Consider the following 19,433-nt stretch of genomic DNA (forward strand, 5'->3'; position numbering starts at 1 on the left):
AGAGTTGGGGCAGCAGAATAGGGGCGGGTTACAGGCAGACCCCGGCAAGGGCAAGCACGGCCCGGTGCCTGGCGCCGGGCCGACTTATGCCTGTGGAATGAACACCCGCCTGTTCATGCCCACAGGCGTTCAGTGCGCGGTCGCGCCCGCCGAGGGAGTGTGCGGAGCCGGGGCAGCGGCCATTTCGTCAGCCTCGGTCCACTCGATCGCGGTAAGCGGCTCGGTCAGCGCCTTGGCCAGCACCTCGTCGACGTGGGACACCGGGATGATCTCGAGCCCCTGCTTCACGTTCTCCGGAATCTCGGCAAGGTCCTTGCGGTTGTCTTCCGGGATCAGCACCGTGGTGATGCCGCCGCGCAGCGCCGCAAGGAGCTTTTCCTTGAGACCGCCGATCGGCAGCACCCGCCCGCGCAGGGTTACCTCGCCAGTCATGGCGATGTCCTTACGAACCGGAATGCCGCTCATCGTCGAAACGATCGAGGTCACCATGCCGATGCCGGCCGAGGGGCCATCCTTGGGCACCGCGCCTTCGGGCAGGTGGATGTGGATGTCCTTCTTGTGGAACACGCTCGGCTTGATGCCGTAGGCAGGCGAGCGGGCCCGCACGAAGCTGAACGCGGTCTGGATCGACTCGTTCATGACATCGCCCAGCTTGCCGGTTGCCTTGATCTGTCCCTTGCCGGGCACCGTCACCGCCTCGATCGTGAGCAGTTCGCCGCCCACTTCCGTCCAGGCAAGGCCGGTGACCGCGCCGACCTGGTGCTCTTCCTCGCCCATGCCGTGGCGATACTTGCGTATGCCCGCGAAGTCCGCGAGGTTTTCGGGGTTGATGACCACCTCGCTCGCCTTGCCTTCCAGGATCTGGCGCAGCGACTTGCGGGCAAGGCGGGCGATCTCGCGCTCAAGCGTGCGCACGCCGGCCTCGCGGGTGTAGTAGCGGATGAGATCCCGCAGGCCCGCCTCGGTCAGCGTGAACTCGCCCTTCTTGAGGCCATGCGCCTCGATCTGCTTGGCGATCAGGTGGCGCTCGGCGATCTCGACCTTCTCGTCCTCGGTGTATCCCTCGAGGCGGATGATCTCCATGCGGTCAAGCAGCGGCTGCGGCAGGTTCAGACTGTTCGCGGTGCACACGAACATCACGTCCGAAAGGTCGATGTCGACCTCGAGATAGTGATCCTGGAACTTGGCGTTCTGCTCGGGATCAAGCACTTCGAGCAGGGCCGAAGCCGGATCGCCGCGGAAGTCCTGACCCAGCTTGTCGATCTCGTCGAGCAGGAACAGCGGGTTGGACCGGCCCGCCTTGCGCAGGTTGGTCACGATCTTCCCCGGAAGCGAGCCGATGTAGGTACGGCGATGCCCACGGATCTCCGCCTCGTCGCGCACGCCGCCGAGCGACTGCCGGATGAACTCGCGGCCGGTCGCCTTGGCGATGGACTTGCCCAGCGAGGTCTTGCCGACGCCGGGCGGCCCCACGAGGCAAAGGATCGGCCCCTTCAGCTTGTTGGTGCGCGCCTGCACGGCGAGGTACTCGATGATGCGGTCCTTGACCTTGTCGAGCGCGTAGTGATCGGCATCGAGAATGTCTTGCGCCGCGGAGATGTCGCGCTTGAGCTTGCTCTTCTTGCCCCAGGGCAGGCCCAGCAGCACATCGAGGTAGTTGCGGATGACGGTTGCCTCCGCGCTCATCGGCTGCATCGACTTGAGCTTCTTGAGCTCGCCGGTGGCCTTCTCGCGCGCCTCCTTGGAAAGGCGCGTCTTCTCGATGCGATCGGCGAGTTCCTGAAGCTCGCTCGCCTCGTCGCCCTCGCCGCCGCCCAGCTCGGACTGGATCGCCTTGAGCTGTTCGTTGAGGTAATACTCGCGCTGGGTCTTCTCCATCTGCCGCTTGACGCGGCCACGGATCTTGCGCTCCACCTGCAGGACGCCGAGTTCGCCCTCCATGAAGGAATAGACCATTTCGAGCCGCTTGAGCGGATCGGGTTCCGAAAGCACGGCCTGCTTGTCCGACACCTTGGCGGAAAGCTGCGCTGCGACGGTATCGGCGAGCTTTGCCGCATCCTCGATGTCGCCCAGCTGTTCGCCCGCGTCCTGGCTCAGCTTCTTGTTGAGCTTCGCGTATTCGCCGAACTGATCGACGACCGTGCGCATCATCGCGGCAACTTCGGTGCCTTCGCTTTCCACCGGGTCGAGCAGTTCGACGCCGGCTACCAGCATCTCGCCTTCGTCCGTGATCTCGCTGCGAAGCGTCTCGAGGCGCGCACGGTCCTGACCTTCGACCAGGACGCGCACGGTTCCGTCCGGCAGCTTCAGCAGCTGCAGCACGCTGGCGATCACACCTGTATCGTAGAGATCGTCCCGATCGGGATCGTCGCAGCCGGGATCGAGCTGCGCGAGCAGGAAGATGTCCTTGTCTCCGGCCATCGCGGCTTCGAGCGCGGCCACGGACTTCTCACGGCCCACGAACAAGGGCACGACCATGCCCGGGAAGACGACGATATCACGCAGAGGCAGAAGCGGAAGCAGGTTCAAAGCACTTGTCCAATCATCACGCACCAGAGGCCACATGCACCGCTGCCCCCGGGCTCAGTGCGCAGGATATGGGGGGTTTGGCGGCCCTTGCAATCTCTTGTAGGCGAAAGGGCGTGGAAACCCGCTTGCCCGCTACAGGAAATTGCCCACCTTCGCGCGCCAGGACAGCAGGAAGTGGGTCCGGATGGGAGGCAATCGTGGAACGTTGCAACCGGAGCAGACCCATCCTTGCCCGGCGGGGAACCTCCCGCCAGTGTCAAAGTGCGTGAGTCAGCGCATTTCACGCAAGAGCCGCTCCCGGGGACGCCGGAAACGGCCCTGAGCGCCCTGCCTCAGAACGGCAGCTTGAAGCCCGGCGGCAGGCCCATGCCCTGCTGCGCCTTGGCGAGTTCCTCGTTGGCGACGGAGTCCGCCTTGACGCGGGCGTCGTTGTAGGCGGCGGCGATCAGGTCCTCGAGGATAGACTTCTCGCTGGCCTGCATCAGGCTGTCGTCGATCGCCACCCCGATCACGCGGCCCTTGGCGGAGCAGCGAATCTTGACGAGACCACCACCCGACAGCCCCTCCACCTCGAGCTGGTCGAGCTTGCCCTGAGTTTCGTTCATCTGCTTCTGGATGGTCTCCGCGGCCTGCTGGGCGGCCTGGATCATCTCTTCCATCGACTTCATTTCATCGTCTCCAATTTCGACCGCCGCCGCCGATCGCGGCCGGACGCTCGTCCTGAATCAGTTCCGCCCCCGGAAAGGCGGCAAGCGTCGCCTCCACCAGGGGCGAGGTGCGAAGCGCCTCGGCATCGGCATTCTTGCGCGCGTCGGCGACCTCGACCAGGGTCGGCCGCCCCTCGGCCTCGACACGCTCCACCTGCCAGCGCTCGCCCGTCGCGGCCTGCAGGCCCGCCCGGACGACACCGGCAATGTCTTCCCTGAACGCCGGCGGCTGGCTGTAGCGCAAAAGGCCGGGCGCAAGTTCCACCACCCTCACCTGCAGCCGCATCGTGTTGGCGGCCGAGATCTGGTCTGCATGCTCGACATCGTCGACCAGCGCCTCCCAGTCTGGCACATTCGCAGCGGGCGCCGGGCCCGCGTGAGCGCTCGGAGCGCCGGCGGCGCCCTCCACTGCAGCCGCGACCGGCGCGGCGGGCGCACGGGCGGCGATCTCCTCCAGCTTGCGGACCAGCGAGCCGGGATCGGGCATGTCGCTGGCATGCATGATGCGCAGCAAGGCCATCTCCGCCGCCACCAGCGGGTCGGGCGCGGAGCGAACCTCGTCGTGCCCCTTCAGGAGCAGTTGCCAGAGCCGGTGCAGTTGACCTGCGCGAAGTCCCTTGGCCCAGCCCTCTATCGCGTCGCGTTCCTCGGCCGAATGCGCGTCGGCCGCATTGCCGGCGACCTGCGCCACGGCGATGCGATGCGTGAGGTCCATCAACCCGCGCATCATCGCGATGGGCTCCACGCCAAGGGCGAACTGGTGCGCGACGATGTCGAGCAGGTCCGCACCCTTGCCTTCAAGAATGGCGGCGACGAGGCGGCGCTGCACGGTCTTGTCGGAAAGGCCCAGCATGTCGCGGACCTTGTCGGCCCCGACCCGGCCCTCGCCGTCGAGGTCGGCATGGGCGATCGCCTGGTCGAGGATGGAAAGGCCGTCGCGGACCGAGCCTTCCGCCGCCGCTGCCACCATGGCAAGCGCCTCGTCCTCGGCCTCGACGCCTTCCTGTCGGCAGACATGCGCGAAGTGGCCGGCAAGCATCGGCGCGGGGATACGGCGCAGGTCGAAACGCTGACAGCGCGACAGCACCGTGACGGGGAGCTTGTCCACCTCGGTCGTCGCGAAAAGGAACTTCACATGCGCAGGCGGTTCCTCAAGTGTCTTCAGCAAGGCATTGAAAGCATTGCGCGACAGCATGTGGACTTCGTCGATGATGTAGATCTTGTAGCGGGCGGAGACCGCCGAGTAGCGGACCGCTTCGATGATCTCGCGCACGTCGTCGACGCCGGTGTGGCTGGCGGCGTCCATCTCGATCACGTCGATATGGCGACCTTCGGCGATGGCCAGACACGGCTCGCACCGGCCGCACGGGTCGATGGTGGGGCCGCCCTGCCCGTCCGGACCGATGCAGTTGAGAGCTTTCGCGATGAGCCGCGCCGTGGAAGTCTTGCCCACGCCGCGCACGCCGGTCATCAGGAATGCATGGGCCAGACGGTCCCGCTTGATCGCGTTCGCCAGCGTCTGGACCATCGCTTCCTGGCCGATCAGCTCGGCAAAGGTCTGCGGGCGGTACTTGCGCGCAAGCACCCGGTAAGGCTGCGCTGCGGCGGCAGGCTTTGCGGCGGGCGCCGGAGGGGCAGCGACTACGGACGATGCCTGCGTTACCGGATCGGCCTGCACGGGAGTCGCAGCGGGCGCAGCGCTCGCCCCAACCTGTGGCTCTCCCTTTGGCGTGGCCGCGGGCGTGCTGTCACCGAACATTGACTGCTGCCCTGCCGCTTCCAGTCCGGCAGCGTCGGGGCCTTCGTCGTCGGGATCTTCTTCGTCCCAGGGAGGCGTGTCGCCGAACATGTCGCGTGAATCGTCCATCGCCTGCCAAACTAGGGGCTGGCGCACCGGATGTCAGGGGGAAAGCGTCGAACCAGCGTCCACGTTCCACAGCCTTCACCGCCAGTGGGGCACGAAAGCCGCCGCAAAGGCGGAAATCCGGCGATGTGATGATGAAGGAGCCGGACGACCCGCCGCAACCCGTTGTGGCTGCTTCCTTCCGGACCTGACCAGGTTGGCGGACGCAAGCGCCCGTCCGACTCCCGGGCGGGCATATGGCGGGGGTTCCACAGGATTGCAAGCGATTAACCGCCGCCTGTCGCTGACGGTCGATCCTGGAGGCGGACGGCCCACTCACTCTCGCTCACCGTTGCCAGAAAAGCCCGGCGAACCTCTGAAGTCTTGAGGGAATCGCACGCCGCTTGCGCAGCGCGGCACGAAAAACGGGCGCGCCCTTTCGGACGCGCCCGTCTTATCTCGCAATCGCGAGGGATCAGTAGCGGTAGTGATCCGGCTTGAACGGCCCCGCCTCGGGCACGCCGATATAGTCGGCCTGCTTCTTCGAGAGCTTGGTCAGCTTGACGCCCAGCTTCTCGAGATGGAGCGCGGCAACCTTTTCGTCGAGATGCTTGGGCAGCACGTAGACGCGGTTCTCGTACTCGTCGTTCCTGGCGAACAGTTCGATCTGCGCGAGCGTCTGGTTGGTGAAGCTGGACGACATGACGAAGCTGGGGTGGCCGGTGGCGCAGCCCAGGTTCACCAGACGGCCCTTTGCCAGCACGATGATCTGCTTGCCGTCCGGGAACGTGACCAGGTCGGTGCCCGGCTTCACTTCCTTCCAGTCGTAGTTGTCGAGCGCCGAGATCTGGATCTCGGAGTCGAAGTGGCCGATGTTGCAGACGATCGCCTTGTCCTTCATCGCGGCCATGTGCTCGCCGGTGATGACGGCTTCGTTGCCGGTCGCCGTCACGAAGATGTCGCAGCGGGTGACGGCTTCTTCCATGGTGACGACTTCGTAGCCCTCCATCGCGGCCTGCAGTGCACAGATCGGGTCGATCTCGGTGACCATCACGCGCGCGCCGCCCTGGCGCAGCGATGCGGCCGAGCCCTTGCCGACATCGCCGAAGCCGGCGACGCAGGCGACCTTGCCGGCCAGCATGACGTCGGTGGCGCGGCGGATCGCGTCGACCAGCGATTCACGGCAGCCGTAGAGATTGTCGAACTTCGACTTGGTGACCGAATCGTTCACGTTGATCGCAGGGAACGGCAGCTTGCCGTCCTTGGCGAGGTGGTAGAGGCGGTGCACGCCGGTGGTGGTCTCTTCCGAGACGCCCTTGATGGCTTCGACCGAGGCGGTCAGGTAGCCCGGCTTCGCCTTGAGGAAGGCGTTCAGGGCGCGGACGAACTCGATTTCCTCAGCATTGGTGGGCTCGAACAGCGGCTCACCGGCTTCGACACGTGCGCCCCAGAGCGCGAACATGGTGGCGTCGCCGCCGTCGTCGAGGATCAGGTTGGCGGTGAGGTCCGGGTTTTCCTCGGTCGACCAGTCGAAGATCTTGCCGACGTAGTCCCAGTAATCGGCCAGCGATTCACCCTTGATCGCGTAGACCGGGATACCGGCGGCGGCGATGGCGGCCGCGGCGTGGTCCTGGGTCGAGAAGATGTTGCAGGTGGCCCAGCGCACGTCGGCGCCGAGCGCCACCAGCGTCTCGATCAGGACGGCGGTCTGGATGGTCATGTGCAGCGAGCCGGTGATGCGCGCGCCCTTGAGCGGCTGCGACGCGCCGAACTCCTCGCGCAGCGCCATGAGGCCCGGCATCTCGGTCTCGGCGATGGCGATTTCGGTGCGGCCGTAGTCGGCAAGCGACAGATCGGCGATGGCATAGTCTTGGGCGGTCGTCGGGGCAGTGGCCACTGGCGATAACTCCTGGAAGTGTCGAACCGTCGCCGCGTCCTGCGGCTTCGGCATTGGTGCGTCCCTACCGTTTCGGCCCGGCGCTGGCAAATATAAAGGTATCTTTATATCCCTGGGCGCGACCATCCGTGCACCGCATTGCCGCGCGGGCTCGCGACCCTATATTCGCGGCCGACACGATTCCCGTGCAGGAAAGGACGAAGTGATGACCATCGCCGTTGGAGACAAGCTGCCCGACGTCAAGCTGATCAAGGTCGGCGAAGGCGGGCCCGAGCCAGTCCAGGCCGCCGAGTACTTCGCGGGCAAGAGGGTGGCGCTGTTCGCCGTGCCCGGCGCCTTCACCCCCACCTGCTCCGCCAAGCATCTGCCGGGCTTCGTGGAGAAGGCAGCCGAGTTGAAGGCCAAGGGCATCGACGAGATCGCCTGCACCTCGGTCAACGATGCCTTCGTGATGAGCGCCTGGGCAAAGTCCAGCGAAGCGGCCGACGTCACCATGCTGGCGGACGGCAACGGAGAGTTCGCGAAAGCGGCCGACCTCGTGATGGATGGCTCGGGCTTCGGCATGGGCCTTCGCAGCCAGCGCTATTCGATGGTGGTGAACGACGGCGTGGTCGAACAGCTCAACGTCGAGGCGCCGGGCACGTTCGAAGTCAGCTCGGCCGATTACCTCCTCGGCAAGCTCTGAGCGCATCCGCATAAACCCGGGAGCGGCCATCCGATGGATGCGCCGCCCCTACCCTCGCGCCGACTGATCGGCCCTGCGGTAAACCGCCGCCCCGACTTTCTTCTAGTACCGGCACGGGTTAGCAGGCGCGTACATCCGTGAATGTCGATGGGAAAAGCGCATGGTACGTTCGGTAATCGTCACCGGGGGTTTTGGCGTGCTGGGCCAGGCGGTGGCCCAGGCGTTCGCCGCGGCCGGCGACAAAGTGGCGCGGATCGATTTCGCGAGCAAAGCCGGAACGCCCGTCGCAGGTGCGCTCGACATCGGCGGCATCGACCTGACCGACCCCGAGGCGACCCGGGCCGCGCTTGACGACATCGTCGCCGCGCATGGCTCGATCGACGTTCTGGTGAACGTTGCGGGCGGCTTCACGTGGGAGACGCTGGAGAGCGGCTCCATCGACACATGGGCGCGAATGCACGCGATGAACCTGCTGACGGCGGCAACGATCACCAGACTTGCCCTTCCCGAACTCCGCAAATCCGCAGCGGGCAGAATCGTCAGCATCGGAGCAGGCGGCGCGGTCAAGGCCGGGATGGGCATGGGGGCCTATGCCGCGTCCAAATCGGGCGTCCACCGCATGACCGAGGCACTGGCAGAGGAACTGGCCGGAACCGGCGTGACCGTAAACGCGGTGCTTCCCAGCATCATCGACACGCCCACGAACCGTGCGGACATGCCGGACGCGGACTTCTTAAGCTGGGTTCAGCCGGGCGCCATCGCCGATGTCATCGTCTTCCTCGCGTCGAACGAGGCCCGGGGCATCACCGGAGCACTCGTTCCGGTAACTCGCGGTGGCTGAGCTTCAGCGCCTGCGCGGGACATAGACCACCACTCCGGCGCGGGACCAGATACGCTGCCAGTGCGGGCTACGGGCAAGTTCGGAAGCGAGCGGCGCGTTGTGCCGTTCATCGAGCACGAATGCGGCCGGGTCCCACTTTCGAACCACGTCGACAAGCGGGACGATGCCGTTCTCGATCCCTCCGTTGTAACGCCATTCCTTTCGTGAATAGCGATAGTACCGGCCATCGTAGGCGACCTGCCAGCCGGGATAGCCGGTGTCGATGATCACGCCGCCGAAAGGGAAATCGCCATAGACGGTGCCGCGAACGCCTTCCTCGCGCAGTCGGCTGACGGCGTCGAGCGGAAGCGTTCCCGCAAAGCGCGTCGGCAAGACGAGCGGTACAAGCACGGCGACGAGAAGAATGGGCAGTATCACCCGCCCAGCCGCCCATGGGGACTTGTCCCGGGCCTGCGGCTCGCCTGCGACGCGCGCGATCACCGGAACCATCGCCACCGCCCAGAACAGCACGAAGCGATAGGCGGTCATCGTCAGCAGGAGCAGCGCCAGCGCAACCGCGAGTTCGCCGGGGTCGATGCGGGAGCGGTGCGCCAGGATCAGACGCCCCGCGACGAGCGCCACAACCAGAACCGGGATCGCGTTCAAATGGTTGCCCGGTATCCACAGGGGAAGCCACTCGCTCGCACCGATGGCGATACTTGCCTCCGCATTGAGCGCGGAGGTGTGGAGAATGGAAAACCCGTCCGGCGTCGCGAACATTGCCGCCAGGGCCACGAACGCGAGTATGCTTTCCGCAACGGGGACAGGTCGGCTGCGATCCCGCAGCCAGCCCGCCCAGCCGGGAAGCGCCGACAGTCCCAGCGCTATGGCAGCGACACTGACCGACGGATGAAGGTTCTGCCAGAGCACCAGCAACGGCGCGCCCAGCGCGATAGTGATTGCGGGGCGCCGTTCCAGCCGCCGAAGGGCAAGCAACAGTCCGAAGCAGAGGCAGGCAAAGCTTTGCGGGCGGATGCTGGCAGTCGGCAATGCCGCGACGAATGCCAGGATCAGGGCAAGCGCCACCGCGGTGATTGGGGCGCCGCGCCGGGAGCACGCCCAGCCCACAGCCCAGAAGCCGCCGAGCCAGCACAGCGCATCGGCCACGCGCAGCAGGTCCCATCCGCCAAGGCGGCGCGCCAGTGCCATGGTCGCCTGCCCGGCCCATGCAACGGCCGGCATCGGCTCTCCGATGTGCAGCGCGGCGAAGGGCTCGCGCAGCACCGGACCACCGCGATCGAGGATCATCTCGCCCAGCTTCAACTGCCAGAAGATGTCCACGTCCCACACGCTGCGGCCAAGCAGCACGAGCAGCAGGCCCGCCGGAACCAGCGCGGCCAGCATGTTCCGCCCGCGCGCCCTGCCGCCTGCTTCGTTGTGACTGTGCTTGATCATCCGCCCGACTGCCCCGGAATTTACCGCGTCTCTTGCCGCAGGCGCCGCCGGGTTCAAGCGTCTTTATTCTCTCGAAACTCCCCGTGACGGAAAGACCGTCTCAGTAACCCATCAGGCTGAGCACTTCCTTGCGCGAGCGCTCGTCCTCGAGAAAGGTCCCCATCATGCGGCTGGTGATCATGCCGACGCCCGGCGTACGAACGCCGCGCGCGGTCATGCAGGCATGGCTCGCCTCGATCACCACGGCCACGCCCTGCGGCTTGAGGTGGTCCCAGATGCACTGTGCGACTTCGGCGGTCAGGCGCTCCTGGATCTGCAGCCTGCGGGCATAGCCGTGCAGCACCCGGGCAAGCTTTGATATGCCCACGACATGGTTGCGCGGCAGGTATGCGATGGCGGCCTTCCCGATGATGGGCGCCATATGGTGTTCGCAATGGGACTGGAACGGAATGTCCTTGAGCAGCACGACCTCGTCGTAGCCGCCCACTTCCTCGAAGACGCGCGACATGTGGACCGCGGGATCCTCGTTATAGCCCTGGCAGTATTCCAGCCACGCGCGGGCGACGCGCTTGGGCGTGTCGATCAGGCCTTCGCGCTGCGGATCGTCGCCGGCCCAGGCGATCAGCGTGCGGATGGCGTCCTGAACGTGTTCGGGGACATCGGGCTTTCCAAGAGGGTTGTCCTCATCAGGACCGACTAGACTGCTCATCCCTCTTGCTCCTTCTCAACTTTTTTATCAGGCGCATACGCATCAACCGCCCCCTGCGCCGGAACAACCCACGGTGCTCCACCGGCTCGAACATTTCGCCCGGGCGTTCGGGATCGAGCACTCCGCTCTGGCCGATTGCTCTTTCAGCTTCCGACAGGTCTTTCAAGGGCAAGGGCTCACAATATTTCCCGACGCGCGGGCCTTCGCGGTTCAGCGCATCGATCATCGCCGCCATCGAGCCATGGCGCTCGATACCTGCCACCACCTCCTCCTCGGAAATGCCGCAGTGCTCGGCCAGGAGGCGCAGGCGCAGCGCCGTGATCTGCGGCCCCACGTGCGCATTGGCCGGGCGGGCCATGTCGATGAAGACATCGCACTCGCTGTCGAGCCCCATGGAGCGATTGTTCATGTTGGCCGAACCGACGCGCAGCAATTCGTCGTCGACGATCATGAGCTTGGCGTGGACGTAGATCGGCGTACCGTCCGCCGCCATGGGATTGAAGATGCGGAAGCGGCCGTGCCGGTCCGCCTCCTCAAGCACCTCGACAAGCTCCACTCGCGCGGTATCCATGGCCTTCTGCTCCAGCCATCCGTCTGCCGTGCGGGGGTTCATGATGAGGAATTCGGGCGGATTGTCCTCCGCTAGTCGCTCGCATATGGCCTCCGCGATCGCGCGTGAGGCGAAGTACTGCGTTTCGGCATAGATGAAGCGCCGTGCCCTGCGGATCTGCTCGATGAACAGCTTCTCGATCTCGCTGACCTGGGGGCAGCCCCCATATTCGGCGCGGGTGCGCGCAATGCCGATCTCGACGTTCTCGAACTGGGGCTCCAGTCCCTCGGGCCAGGGCGAGTCTTCCTGCGGCAGGCACGGCTGCAGTTCCTCGCCCCCTGCCGCCTTCCACCGTTCGCGGCCCAGTTCCCCAAGCGCGCCTGCCACCTCGCCCTCCATCAGCATGGTGATGTCGTGCCATGGGCCGTAAAGCCGGCCGCTTGGCCTGCGCCTGCGTGTGTCGTCCGGAAGGTGGTCCGGCGTGTCCCACCGGTCCGAGGTCATGTCGATGCCGCCGCACGCCGCCAGCACATCGTCGATCACGACGATCTTCTGGTGGTGGCTGCAGCCGACCGGATGCGCCGCGTCGAACTTGAAGTCGATGCGCGGGTGCTTTGCCCAGCGCGCCAGATCGAACAGCATCGTTCCGCGCAGCATGTACTTGAAGACCGCGAAATTCCACTTGAGCAGCCGGATCTCCAGCCGAGGATTACGTTTCACCAGCCACAGCATGTATGAACCCAGGCGCGCCGGGAACTTGCGGCGGCGTCCGCGCTGCCACCAGCGCCGTCCGGACGACAGCAGGATTCGTGAATCGAAGTCCCACCCGATCAGCGAAATGCGTTGCCGCGCTTCGCCCATTGCCTCGCGAATGGCCTCGAAGTAGTCGGCAGCGTCGATGATCACGCGCGCGCGCCGTGCATGAACATACCGCCAGACCGAGGGCGAGACGCTGTCGTCCCACCCTTGCGCCTGTGCGGTCGGCGCCCCCTTGCATTCCCGGTTCATCGATAGCCTTGCTGAACTTCCACCACGCGCGATCGAGCTTTCACCCTTGGGGTTGTTCCCGATCCAGGCGAGCGCAAACCTGCTCCCTGAACGGCGCAGCGCCTTGATCGAGCAACCTGATTCTCCCGGAAAACCGCATTCCTCTGATTGTGAAACGGCGGAATACCGTCAGTTATTCACAGGCACAGGGCCGTTCATCGTGCAGGAGGGGCGATTTGCCCCTTGTTTTCGAAACCGTTCAGCGGACGGCGCATTCGATCCTTATATCCGTTCGTCACCCCGCCCGCCGATCCGCGAAGCTGCTCGCGAGGCGGACCCGGCTCTGTCGGACGGGGTAGTGGCCCGGTGTGCAGTGGAATCGGTCCGGGCCAGTCATAGCGCCCCAGCAGGGGGCTCGTAACGGGGTCGCCCTCCCACGGCCCCGCCAAGAAGGAGTACGCCATGAAGAAATCCCTCATCGCCGCAGCCATCGCTGCCGCAAGCATCGTCCCGGCCGCCGCCATGGCGCAGGAAGCGGCTGCACCGGCGGCAGCCGCCGCTGCCACTCCGACGGTGGGCGCCAAGGTCTTCGACGCCGAGGGCGGCGAAGTCGGTACGGTCGAAGCAATTCAGGGCAACGTCGTCACCGTGTCCACCGGCACCGCGCGCGCCGGCCTTCCGGTGACCGCCTTCGTAACCCGTGAAAAGGGCCTGACGATCGGCATGAACAAGGCCCAGCTCGAGGCGGCCGTTAACGGCGCCTCGGCTCAGAACGATGCCGCCAAGGACGCGGCGCTCGTCGCCGACGCTCCGGTCAAGAGCAGCGACGGCGTCGTGCTTGGCACCATAAGCAAGGTCGAAGGCGAAAATGTCACCGTCGCTCTCAGCAACGGTTCGGCCGTTGCCCTTCAGAAGTCGAACCTGGGCCTTGGTACCGACGGTTCGCTTGCGCTGGGCATGACTGCGGCTGACTTCACCAAGGCCGCCCAGGCTGCCGGATCGGCGCAGGCCAGCGCAGATGCCGGTGCCGCTGCCGGTTCGGCCGCCGCGGCGACCGAAGGCACCGAGCAGTAAGCCAAGCCTCACCGCTCTTCCTTCAGGAAGGCTGACGATTGAGGGCCGGGAAGCGGGAACGCTTTCCGGCCTTCTTTCATGCGCGGTGGGGGCGCGGAGTGGCCCTCCTCGAAGGGATCGGCCCTGCATTGCGGAGAAGCGATCGTACGCCTGCGCAAGACGCTTCAGGCGCGGCCAAGCTCATGGAAAAGGAAGAAAGGCCGAAAACGAAAAAACCCCGCCAGTGGCGGGGCTTGCTCGAGCAGTGATGGTGCGCCCGGAACGATTCGAACGTCCGACCCTCAGATTCGTAGTCTGATGCTCTATCCAGCTGAGCTACGGGCGCATACCATCAATGTACCAACTGACACCATTTTCCCGGTGGGGGAGAATGGTGCGCCCGGAACGATTCGAACGTCCGACCCTCAGATTCGTAGTCTGATGCTCTATCCAGCTGAGCTACGGGCGCGTTGGAGTGGCGCCTTTAGAAAGGGAATCGACTCCGGTCAACGCCTATATCGCTTTCGTCGTCACGAATTTTTCATTTCCCTGCGAAAGCCTTCGACACAGCGCCTCCGCCAGCGGGTAGTCCAGCGGCGGCATGTCCAGCGTCGCCAGCTGACAGGGAGGAACCCACGCGATCCCGGCTGCCTCCAGCGCCTCCGGACTGCCAGACCACCGCCTGCACGCATAAAGGAGGATGACAAGAGGCCTCGAAGGCCCCTTCCCTCCATGTTCGGGAGTGGCGGTGCGGCCGCTGGCGAACCCTACCGCCTCCAGATCGTCGGCAGCGACGGCCAGGCCCAGCTCTTCGGCGAGTTCGCGCACGGCGGCCGCCTCCGGGGTCTCCCCAGGCTCGACCTTCCCGCCGGGAAATTCCCATAGGCCGCCATGTACGGCGGTGAAACCGCGCTGCTGCATAAGGACTTCGCCCGTGGATCGCACCAGCGCCACGGCAACCACCAGCATTGCTGTCGGGATTTCTTCCAACTCCCCCTCCCGGCTTAAATGCAAATTAACGCTCCGGTGCGATCCGGCGCAGACTTGAGAACCATACGGTGAAAATGCGGCTGCTGCGCTTCCTTTCGAAAATCACCCGAAGCGAAGGCGGCACGTCGTCGATCGAGTACGGCCTGATTCTCGCGTTCGTCGTCCTTGTGATGCACCTCGCGTTACAGGCGCTCGCGGGAGAGACGGTGACCATGTGGTCGAACGTCGCGTCGAAGTCTTCGAAAGCCGCCCTTGGAAATCAAAACTAAACAGCCTTAAGCCTTTATCAACGATTGCAGTGTAGAGAACAACGTGTCCAAGGCGCAGAAGAGAAACTGAAGCGATGAGGACCGGGTACACAAGACTGCTTACACACGGAGACAATTCATGAAGTTTCTCGCCAAGCTGCGCCGCAACGAAAAGGGCGCAACTGCAATCGAATACGGCCTGATTGCCGCTCTCATCGCCGTTGCCGCGATCGCCGCGATGCAGGGCATGGGCTCGCAGCTGATGTCGACCTTCAACAAGACTTCTTCGAAGATGTCGCAGGGCGTCGGTACCGCTTAATAGCGGCCCTCGATACTTCAGTTTTCGGAAAGGGCGGCAGGGAAACCTGCCGCCCTTCTCGATTCCGCGCCTCGCTTCAGGAAAACGAGGCCCGCGGCAAAGCTCAGTAAGTCACGATCTTCAGCTTCTGCCCCGGCGTTAGCGTGGAGTTCGACTGCAATCCGTTGAGCACAAGAAAGCGCTGAAGCTTGGCATCGCTATAGGCCATCCGGGCGGAGAGCGACTGCAACGTGTCGCCGCTCTTTACAGTCACCACATCGAGTACCCTGGGCTTCACCGAGCCCGCATCGGCAGCCGATATCTTGCGCAGCGAGCGGAACATGGGCGTGAACACCTCCGCCCCGCCCGCCTGCGCCAGCGCCATGAAGTGATAGGCCTGTCCGTTCCCGAAATCGTAGGCGAAGACCACGACATCGACCGGGCCGCTCGAATTCTGCACCCGCGCGACGCCGTAGGCGGCCGGAATGCCGTTCACGCTCGTCCTCTCGATCGACGAAGGCGCGATTCGCGTCTGGCCCGAACCGCTCAGCGTGCCGAACACGGTGGTGATGTACGAATCGAGGCTGCCGCCCAGCTTGCCGCCCGAGAATTGCGCCTTGCCGGAAGAGCCGCTGATCGAGACGGCGCTCGTTCCGTTGACCATGAAGAAGCCATCGGGCGCATCGAATGCGAAGCGTAGGACCGGATGGGTGAAGCGGCGGCCGTCCACCACGCCCTGCTTGGGATCGTCACCATAGACGAGCCCGTCGATTCGCGTGAGGAAGGCGTCGCGGTTGGTGATGCCCGCCGCCGTGCTACCCGCATACGTCATCGCCGTTCGAACACGGGAGGCAGGGTCGGGGTGAGTCGAGGCCCATTCCGGCGTCTGGTTGGCGCTGCCGCGCAGCTGCGCCTCAAGCGCATTCTGCCGCGCGAGGCTTTCCAGCACCGTCGCCATGGCCCGTGGGTCATAGCCGGCGCGCTTGAGGTAAGTGATGCCCAGCTGGTCCGCCTGCAGTTCCTGCGAGCGCGAGAACTTGAGCGTCAGCAGCTGCGAGCCCTGCGAGAAGAGGTTCTGCCCAAGCCGCCCGAAAGCATTGTCGCCCAGCACCGCGCCGGAAAGGATAGAGCCCAGCACGCCGATGATCTGGTTTCGCTGTGCCGCCTTCTGGCGCTGCGCCGAGTGCCGCGCTGCGACATGCCCGACCTCGTGCCCGAGGACGCCGGCAAGCTCCGCCTCGTTGTTCATCAGCGCGGTCAGCTGCCGCGTGACGTAGACGTAGCCACCCGGAATGGCGAAAGCGTTGTTCACGGGAGAATTGAGGAGCGTGACCGTGAAGTCACCGGTCGCATTGGAAAGACCGGACTGCACCGCGATCTTCTTGCCCACCTGCTCGACGTAGCTGGCCTGCGTACCCGTGATCGCGCCGCCGAACTCGGCCAGCAGTTCGGGATGCGCCTTGGCGCCTTCGGTCTTGTCGCTTGCCGTGATCGCATAGACCCGCGGCGCCTTGGAACTTTGCGCCTCCACCGCGGGCGCATGCAGGAGGCCGGGCGCCGCGGCCAGGATGCCGATCGCCCCGATCGCGCTGGCGGCGCGCATGGCCTGTTTCTTCGTCATAGCCATCTCCATCCCTTCTTCAGCCTTGCTCTGCGACGTCAAACGAGGTGCTCAAGCCCTTGTTCCTCATGAGGCATCGGCCCCTGCAGCACCGCCAAGCGGATGGCGCGCGTTGACCAGAGCGACGAGGCGGGCGCTGTCGACATGAGTGTAGATCTGCGTCGTCCCGATGTCGGCATGGCCGAGCAGCATCTGCAGCACGCGCAGGTCCACGCCTCCTTCCAGCAAGTGAGTGGCAAAGGCGTGGCGCAGCACATGCGGAGACACCTTGGTGGGATCGAGGTCCGCCCGGACCGCCAGCGCCCTGAGCAGCTGGAACAGCCGCACCCGCGTCAGGTGTCCGCTGGCACCGCTGGAAGGAAACAGGAAGCGCGATCCGCCTCCCCTGCGCACGGCGAGCCAACGGGTAAGCGCCAGGCGCGAGCGGGTGCTGACCGGCACCATGCGCTGTTGCCCGCCCTTCCCGGTCACATGCAGAAAAGGCGCATCCCGCGGGACCGCCGCCAGAGGTAGCGACACCAGTTCGGTTGCCCGCAGCCCCGATCCGTACAGCAGTTCGAGCAGCGCAAGCAGGCGAACCGCATCGGGACGATCTCCGATAGCTTCCTCCTCGGCCCGCGCAAGGAAGCGGTCCACCTGCTCCCTCGTCAGCAGGCGCGGCAACGGCCTGCGGGGACGCGCCTGCGGAAGAGCGCCAGAGGGATCATCGAGCCGAAGACCTTCGTCGACGAGGAAGCCATAGAACTGCCGCAGCGCGGAACAGCGCCGCGCAAGGCTGGAGGCGGCAAGCCCGCTCCACGCCGTGCCGAGCCCCTCCAGCGCCTGCGCATCCGCGCCTGCCACATCGCCCAGAACTTCGCGCGCCGCCTCGAGATCGCGCCGGTAGGCGGCCAGCGTGTTCGCCGCCGCCCCGCGCTCCGCCGCGAGCATCGACAAGAAGCGTTCCGGAAGTTCCGCTTCCTTCATGCGCTCAGACCCGGGCGACTGCCTCGGCTGCGATCATCCGTGCCTCCGCCTCGAGGCCAACCTCCCGCAGGGCCGAGACGATGTGGAACAGGAAGCGCGGCGTCATCCTCTGCCAGTCGTCTCCCTGCATGCCGAAGCCCGCAAGAAGGACGACGCTTGCCGCATCGCCGCGCCTGGCGGCGCTTTCGATCGCCTGCGTCCAGCGCGTGGTTCCGCCGATGCCCGCTCCGGTCTCGGACGAAACCCGCTGCGCCACGCCCTCGTCCAGCCGGCCGAGGCCCGCAAGCCCGGCGACCAGGAAGGCCGACCGGCGCTTGCTGGCACTATCGTCGTCGTCCATGTAGCTTTCGATCGCGCCGCTTTCGACGCCGGAGACGGTGCCAGGCGCGGCCAGCACAAGCAGGCCCCAGCCGCGCGATCCGGCGCTTACCACGCTGGACCAACGCAGCGCATTGGCATCGTAGCCGGCCGAAAGCATTGATGCGATCAACAGGGGCGCGCTGTCCGCAAGGTCTGCGCTGGGTGCCATGCGCGCGGCTGCAGCCGCCGTCAGCACCTGGCGCGCATAGCCGGCGTTTCCACTCACCTTCCAGAGCGACTGCATCGCCGCGAGGCGGCCGGCCGGGTCCTGCAGCGTATAAGCATCGCGCAGGGATTCGGCGCGGTCCTGCCACTCCCCGGTGACGTCAGGGTCGGCATATATCTGCGAGTAGAGATCGACCATTGCCGCGTTGGACAGGACGCCGGCGGCGGCCGCGCGATCCGCTGCCGCAGCACGGCGCGCCAGCCCGACCATGGGCGCAAGAGCCGTGACGTAGTCGTACGAGGGCCCGGCGCTCTTCATCAGGGATGCCGGAGGCTCAAGCCCCACGCCAATCGCAAGCCCGTAGCGCCAGGGATCAAGCTTGGTCACCTTGTCCCACTCGATCGTCACGGCACGGCGGGACTTGCCGGCAGCGGCAGCATATTTCTGCGCCAGCAGCATGTCGATCTGGTCCATCGTGCCGCGATTGCGGTCACGCTCCAGACGCGAGATGGCGGCAGTGCTGTTGCCTCGAAAGGCATCGCACATCGTGCGCGTCACGCCCCAGGCCGGATCCGCCCGGAGGGAGCCCTGCGTCGCCATGACCGGGCACATGCCGGTGAAATCCGCGTTGCGGGCATAGACGTCGAGCACCACGGCTCCGACTGCCGGCGTGTAGTCAGCGATGTCCATGTCCTGCAGCACGGCGCGAGCCGCATCGGTTTCTCCCATGCGCAGCAAAAGCGACACGCGAAGCGCCAGGAAGTCCTGCGCGCTCATGCCTTGCGGCGGCTGCAGGCGCGAGGCGAGCGCGCGGCGCAAGAGGATGTGCCCCCACCGCGAAACGAGAGTGCCCCGGTTGCCCGCCAGTGCGACCTGCACCAGCCGCCCGTTCTGGACCGCCAGCGAATCCATCGCAAGGCCGCCCTCGTCGGACCCGAGCAGCCCCGCTTCGGCGATCGAGCGGCGCGCCTGCGGCGGCATGTCGATCACGATCTTGCTGCCCAGCAGCGCCTCGAAATCCTCGGGCGACATGCGCTCGAGTTCCTCTAGGGTGGGAATGCGGGTGAGCGCATTCTCATCCTTCGCGGCCACGGCGGCGAACGTGAGCGACTGGGGCGCCCCGCTCGGCAGAGCCTGGATCACAGGCGTGGAGGTTGCGACCACCCGCGGAGCCGGGGAGCTTGCCGGCTGGGCCGGCCGGGGGGCAGCCGTCCGGGTGGGCGCCGGGCGCGGAGCCGCAGTGCGGGCAGGCGCGGGCGCCGGCTCGTCGAACATCTTGGGAAGCAGGGATTCGGGCGCGTCCTGCGCAGCGACCCACACGGACGTCATCGCAAGCGCCGCACCCGCGAGCAGATGAACCGCCCTCATCGGGCAGCCTCCGCAGGAAGCGGGACAACGATGGTCTGGTCTTCCACCGGCTGAGTGCCGCCTCTGTTCCATGCAGCGAGCCCCAGCGCAACCACGGCAATCGGTACGGCGATGGCGATTGCCCTTGCAAGCCTGCGCCTGCGCATTGTCGTCGTCACTCGAATTCCTTCATCATGCCGGA

General features: G+C 65.7%; 17 protein-coding genes, 2 tRNA genes and 1 other RNA gene. 5 read left to right on the forward strand and 15 right to left on the reverse strand.

Annotation, left to right across the window (positions count from 1 at the left end; all coding sequences use genetic code 11):
- Positions 1 to 129 precede the first annotated feature (129 nt).
- The 5 genes from lon to ahcY form a co-directional block, all read right to left on the reverse strand.
- Positions 130 to 2,565, reverse strand: coding sequence for an endopeptidase La (gene lon / locus GR702_RS10215; RefSeq protein WP_160985783.1), 2,436 nt, complete (start codon positions 2,563 to 2,565; stop codon positions 130 to 132).
- A 296-nt stretch (positions 2,566 to 2,861) separates the two neighbouring features.
- Entirely contained in the window at positions 2,862 to 3,197 is a 336-nt protein-coding gene (locus GR702_RS10220; protein ID WP_160985784.1) for a YbaB/EbfC family nucleoid-associated protein, read from the reverse strand.
- 1 nt (position 3,198) lies between these two features.
- Positions 3,199 to 5,103, reverse strand: coding sequence for a DNA polymerase III subunit gamma/tau (locus tag GR702_RS10225; protein ID WP_202408186.1), 1,905 nt, complete (start codon positions 5,101 to 5,103; stop codon positions 3,199 to 3,201).
- A gap of 130 nt (positions 5,104 to 5,233) precedes the next feature.
- An RNA gene (gene ffs / locus GR702_RS10230) (signal recognition particle sRNA small type) lies at positions 5,234 to 5,328 on the reverse strand.
- A 226-nt stretch (positions 5,329 to 5,554) separates the two neighbouring features.
- The gene (ahcY, locus tag GR702_RS10235; RefSeq protein ID WP_202408187.1) at positions 5,555 to 7,030 is read right to left on the reverse strand and encodes an adenosylhomocysteinase; all 1,476 of its coding nucleotides are present in this window, start codon (positions 7,028 to 7,030) and stop codon (positions 5,555 to 5,557) included.
- 151 nt (positions 7,031 to 7,181) lie between these two features.
- On the opposite strand from ahcY, the gene GR702_RS10240 reads away from it, so the two are divergent.
- A complete protein-coding gene (locus tag GR702_RS10240) occupies positions 7,182 to 7,661 on the forward strand; it encodes a peroxiredoxin (protein ID WP_160985786.1) in 480 nt (159 codons plus the stop codon).
- A 160-nt stretch (positions 7,662 to 7,821) separates the two neighbouring features.
- Positions 7,822 to 8,502, forward strand: coding sequence for an SDR family NAD(P)-dependent oxidoreductase (locus GR702_RS10245; RefSeq protein ID WP_160985787.1), 681 nt, complete (start codon positions 7,822 to 7,824; stop codon positions 8,500 to 8,502).
- A 3-nt stretch (positions 8,503 to 8,505) separates the two neighbouring features.
- Here the strand turns inward: GR702_RS10245 and GR702_RS10250 are convergent, their stop codons facing one another.
- From GR702_RS10250 to GR702_RS10260, 3 genes are all read right to left on the reverse strand, one after another.
- The gene (locus tag GR702_RS10250; protein ID WP_160985788.1) at positions 8,506 to 9,936 is read right to left on the reverse strand and encodes a hypothetical protein; all 1,431 of its coding nucleotides are present in this window, start codon (positions 9,934 to 9,936) and stop codon (positions 8,506 to 8,508) included.
- A 100-nt stretch (positions 9,937 to 10,036) separates the two neighbouring features.
- Positions 10,037 to 10,645, reverse strand: a complete 609-nt coding sequence (gene folE / locus GR702_RS10255) for a GTP cyclohydrolase I FolE (protein WP_160985789.1) — start codon at positions 10,643 to 10,645, stop codon at positions 10,037 to 10,039.
- A complete protein-coding gene (locus GR702_RS10260) occupies positions 10,623 to 12,203 on the reverse strand; it encodes a phospholipase D-like domain-containing protein (RefSeq protein ID WP_160985790.1) in 1,581 nt (526 codons plus the stop codon). Before GR702_RS10260 ends, folE begins: the two co-directional genes overlap by 23 nt.
- A gap of 441 nt (positions 12,204 to 12,644) precedes the next feature.
- On the opposite strand from GR702_RS10260, the gene GR702_RS10265 reads away from it, so the two are divergent.
- On the forward strand, positions 12,645 to 13,256 hold the full coding sequence (locus GR702_RS10265) for a hypothetical protein (protein ID WP_160985791.1): 612 nt from the start codon (positions 12,645 to 12,647) through the stop codon (positions 13,254 to 13,256).
- A gap of 248 nt (positions 13,257 to 13,504) precedes the next feature.
- On the opposite strand, the gene GR702_RS10270 is transcribed toward GR702_RS10265, so the two are convergent.
- From GR702_RS10270 to GR702_RS10280, 3 genes are all read right to left on the reverse strand, one after another.
- Positions 13,505 to 13,581: transfer RNA gene (locus GR702_RS10270), tRNA-Arg, on the reverse strand.
- A 46-nt stretch (positions 13,582 to 13,627) separates the two neighbouring features.
- Positions 13,628 to 13,704 (reverse strand) — tRNA-Arg (locus tag GR702_RS10275).
- Positions 13,705 to 13,748: 44 nt separating this feature from the next.
- A complete protein-coding gene (locus GR702_RS10280; RefSeq protein ID WP_160985871.1) occupies positions 13,749 to 14,204 on the reverse strand; it encodes a (deoxy)nucleoside triphosphate pyrophosphohydrolase in 456 nt (151 codons plus the stop codon).
- A gap of 95 nt (positions 14,205 to 14,299) precedes the next feature.
- On the opposite strand from GR702_RS10280, the gene GR702_RS10285 reads away from it, so the two are divergent.
- Positions 14,300 to 14,494, forward strand: coding sequence for a Flp family type IVb pilin (locus GR702_RS10285; RefSeq protein ID WP_160985872.1), 195 nt, complete (start codon positions 14,300 to 14,302; stop codon positions 14,492 to 14,494).
- A gap of 118 nt (positions 14,495 to 14,612) precedes the next feature.
- Positions 14,613 to 14,792, forward strand: coding sequence for a Flp family type IVb pilin (locus GR702_RS10290; protein ID WP_160985792.1), 180 nt, complete (start codon positions 14,613 to 14,615; stop codon positions 14,790 to 14,792).
- Positions 14,793 to 14,895: 103 nt separating this feature from the next.
- On the opposite strand, the gene GR702_RS10295 is transcribed toward GR702_RS10290, so the two are convergent.
- Genes GR702_RS10295 through GR702_RS10310 form a run of 4 tightly spaced genes read right to left on the reverse strand, consistent with a single transcriptional unit; the run spans position 14,896 to position 19,410 of the window.
- Positions 14,896 to 16,398 (reverse strand): M48 family metalloprotease, encoded by a 1,503-nt coding sequence (locus GR702_RS10295; protein ID WP_419880292.1) that lies wholly within the window; start codon positions 16,396 to 16,398, stop codon positions 14,896 to 14,898.
- 60 nt (positions 16,399 to 16,458) lie between these two features.
- Positions 16,459 to 17,358 (reverse strand): tyrosine recombinase, encoded by a 900-nt coding sequence (locus GR702_RS10300; protein ID WP_160985793.1) that lies wholly within the window; start codon positions 17,356 to 17,358, stop codon positions 16,459 to 16,461.
- 4 nt (positions 17,359 to 17,362) lie between these two features.
- Positions 17,363 to 19,252 (reverse strand): hypothetical protein, encoded by a 1,890-nt coding sequence (locus tag GR702_RS10305; RefSeq protein ID WP_160985794.1) that lies wholly within the window; start codon positions 19,250 to 19,252, stop codon positions 17,363 to 17,365.
- On the reverse strand, positions 19,249 to 19,410 hold the full coding sequence (locus GR702_RS10310; RefSeq protein WP_160985795.1) for a hypothetical protein: 162 nt from the start codon (positions 19,408 to 19,410) through the stop codon (positions 19,249 to 19,251). The genes GR702_RS10305 and GR702_RS10310 overlap by 4 nt, the downstream gene beginning before the upstream one ends.
- Positions 19,411 to 19,433 lie beyond the last annotated feature (23 nt).

Origin of the sequence: Novosphingobium silvae (genome assembly GCF_009856825.1) — a bacterium.
GTDB lineage: Bacteria > Pseudomonadota > Alphaproteobacteria > Sphingomonadales > Sphingomonadaceae > Novosphingobium > Novosphingobium silvae.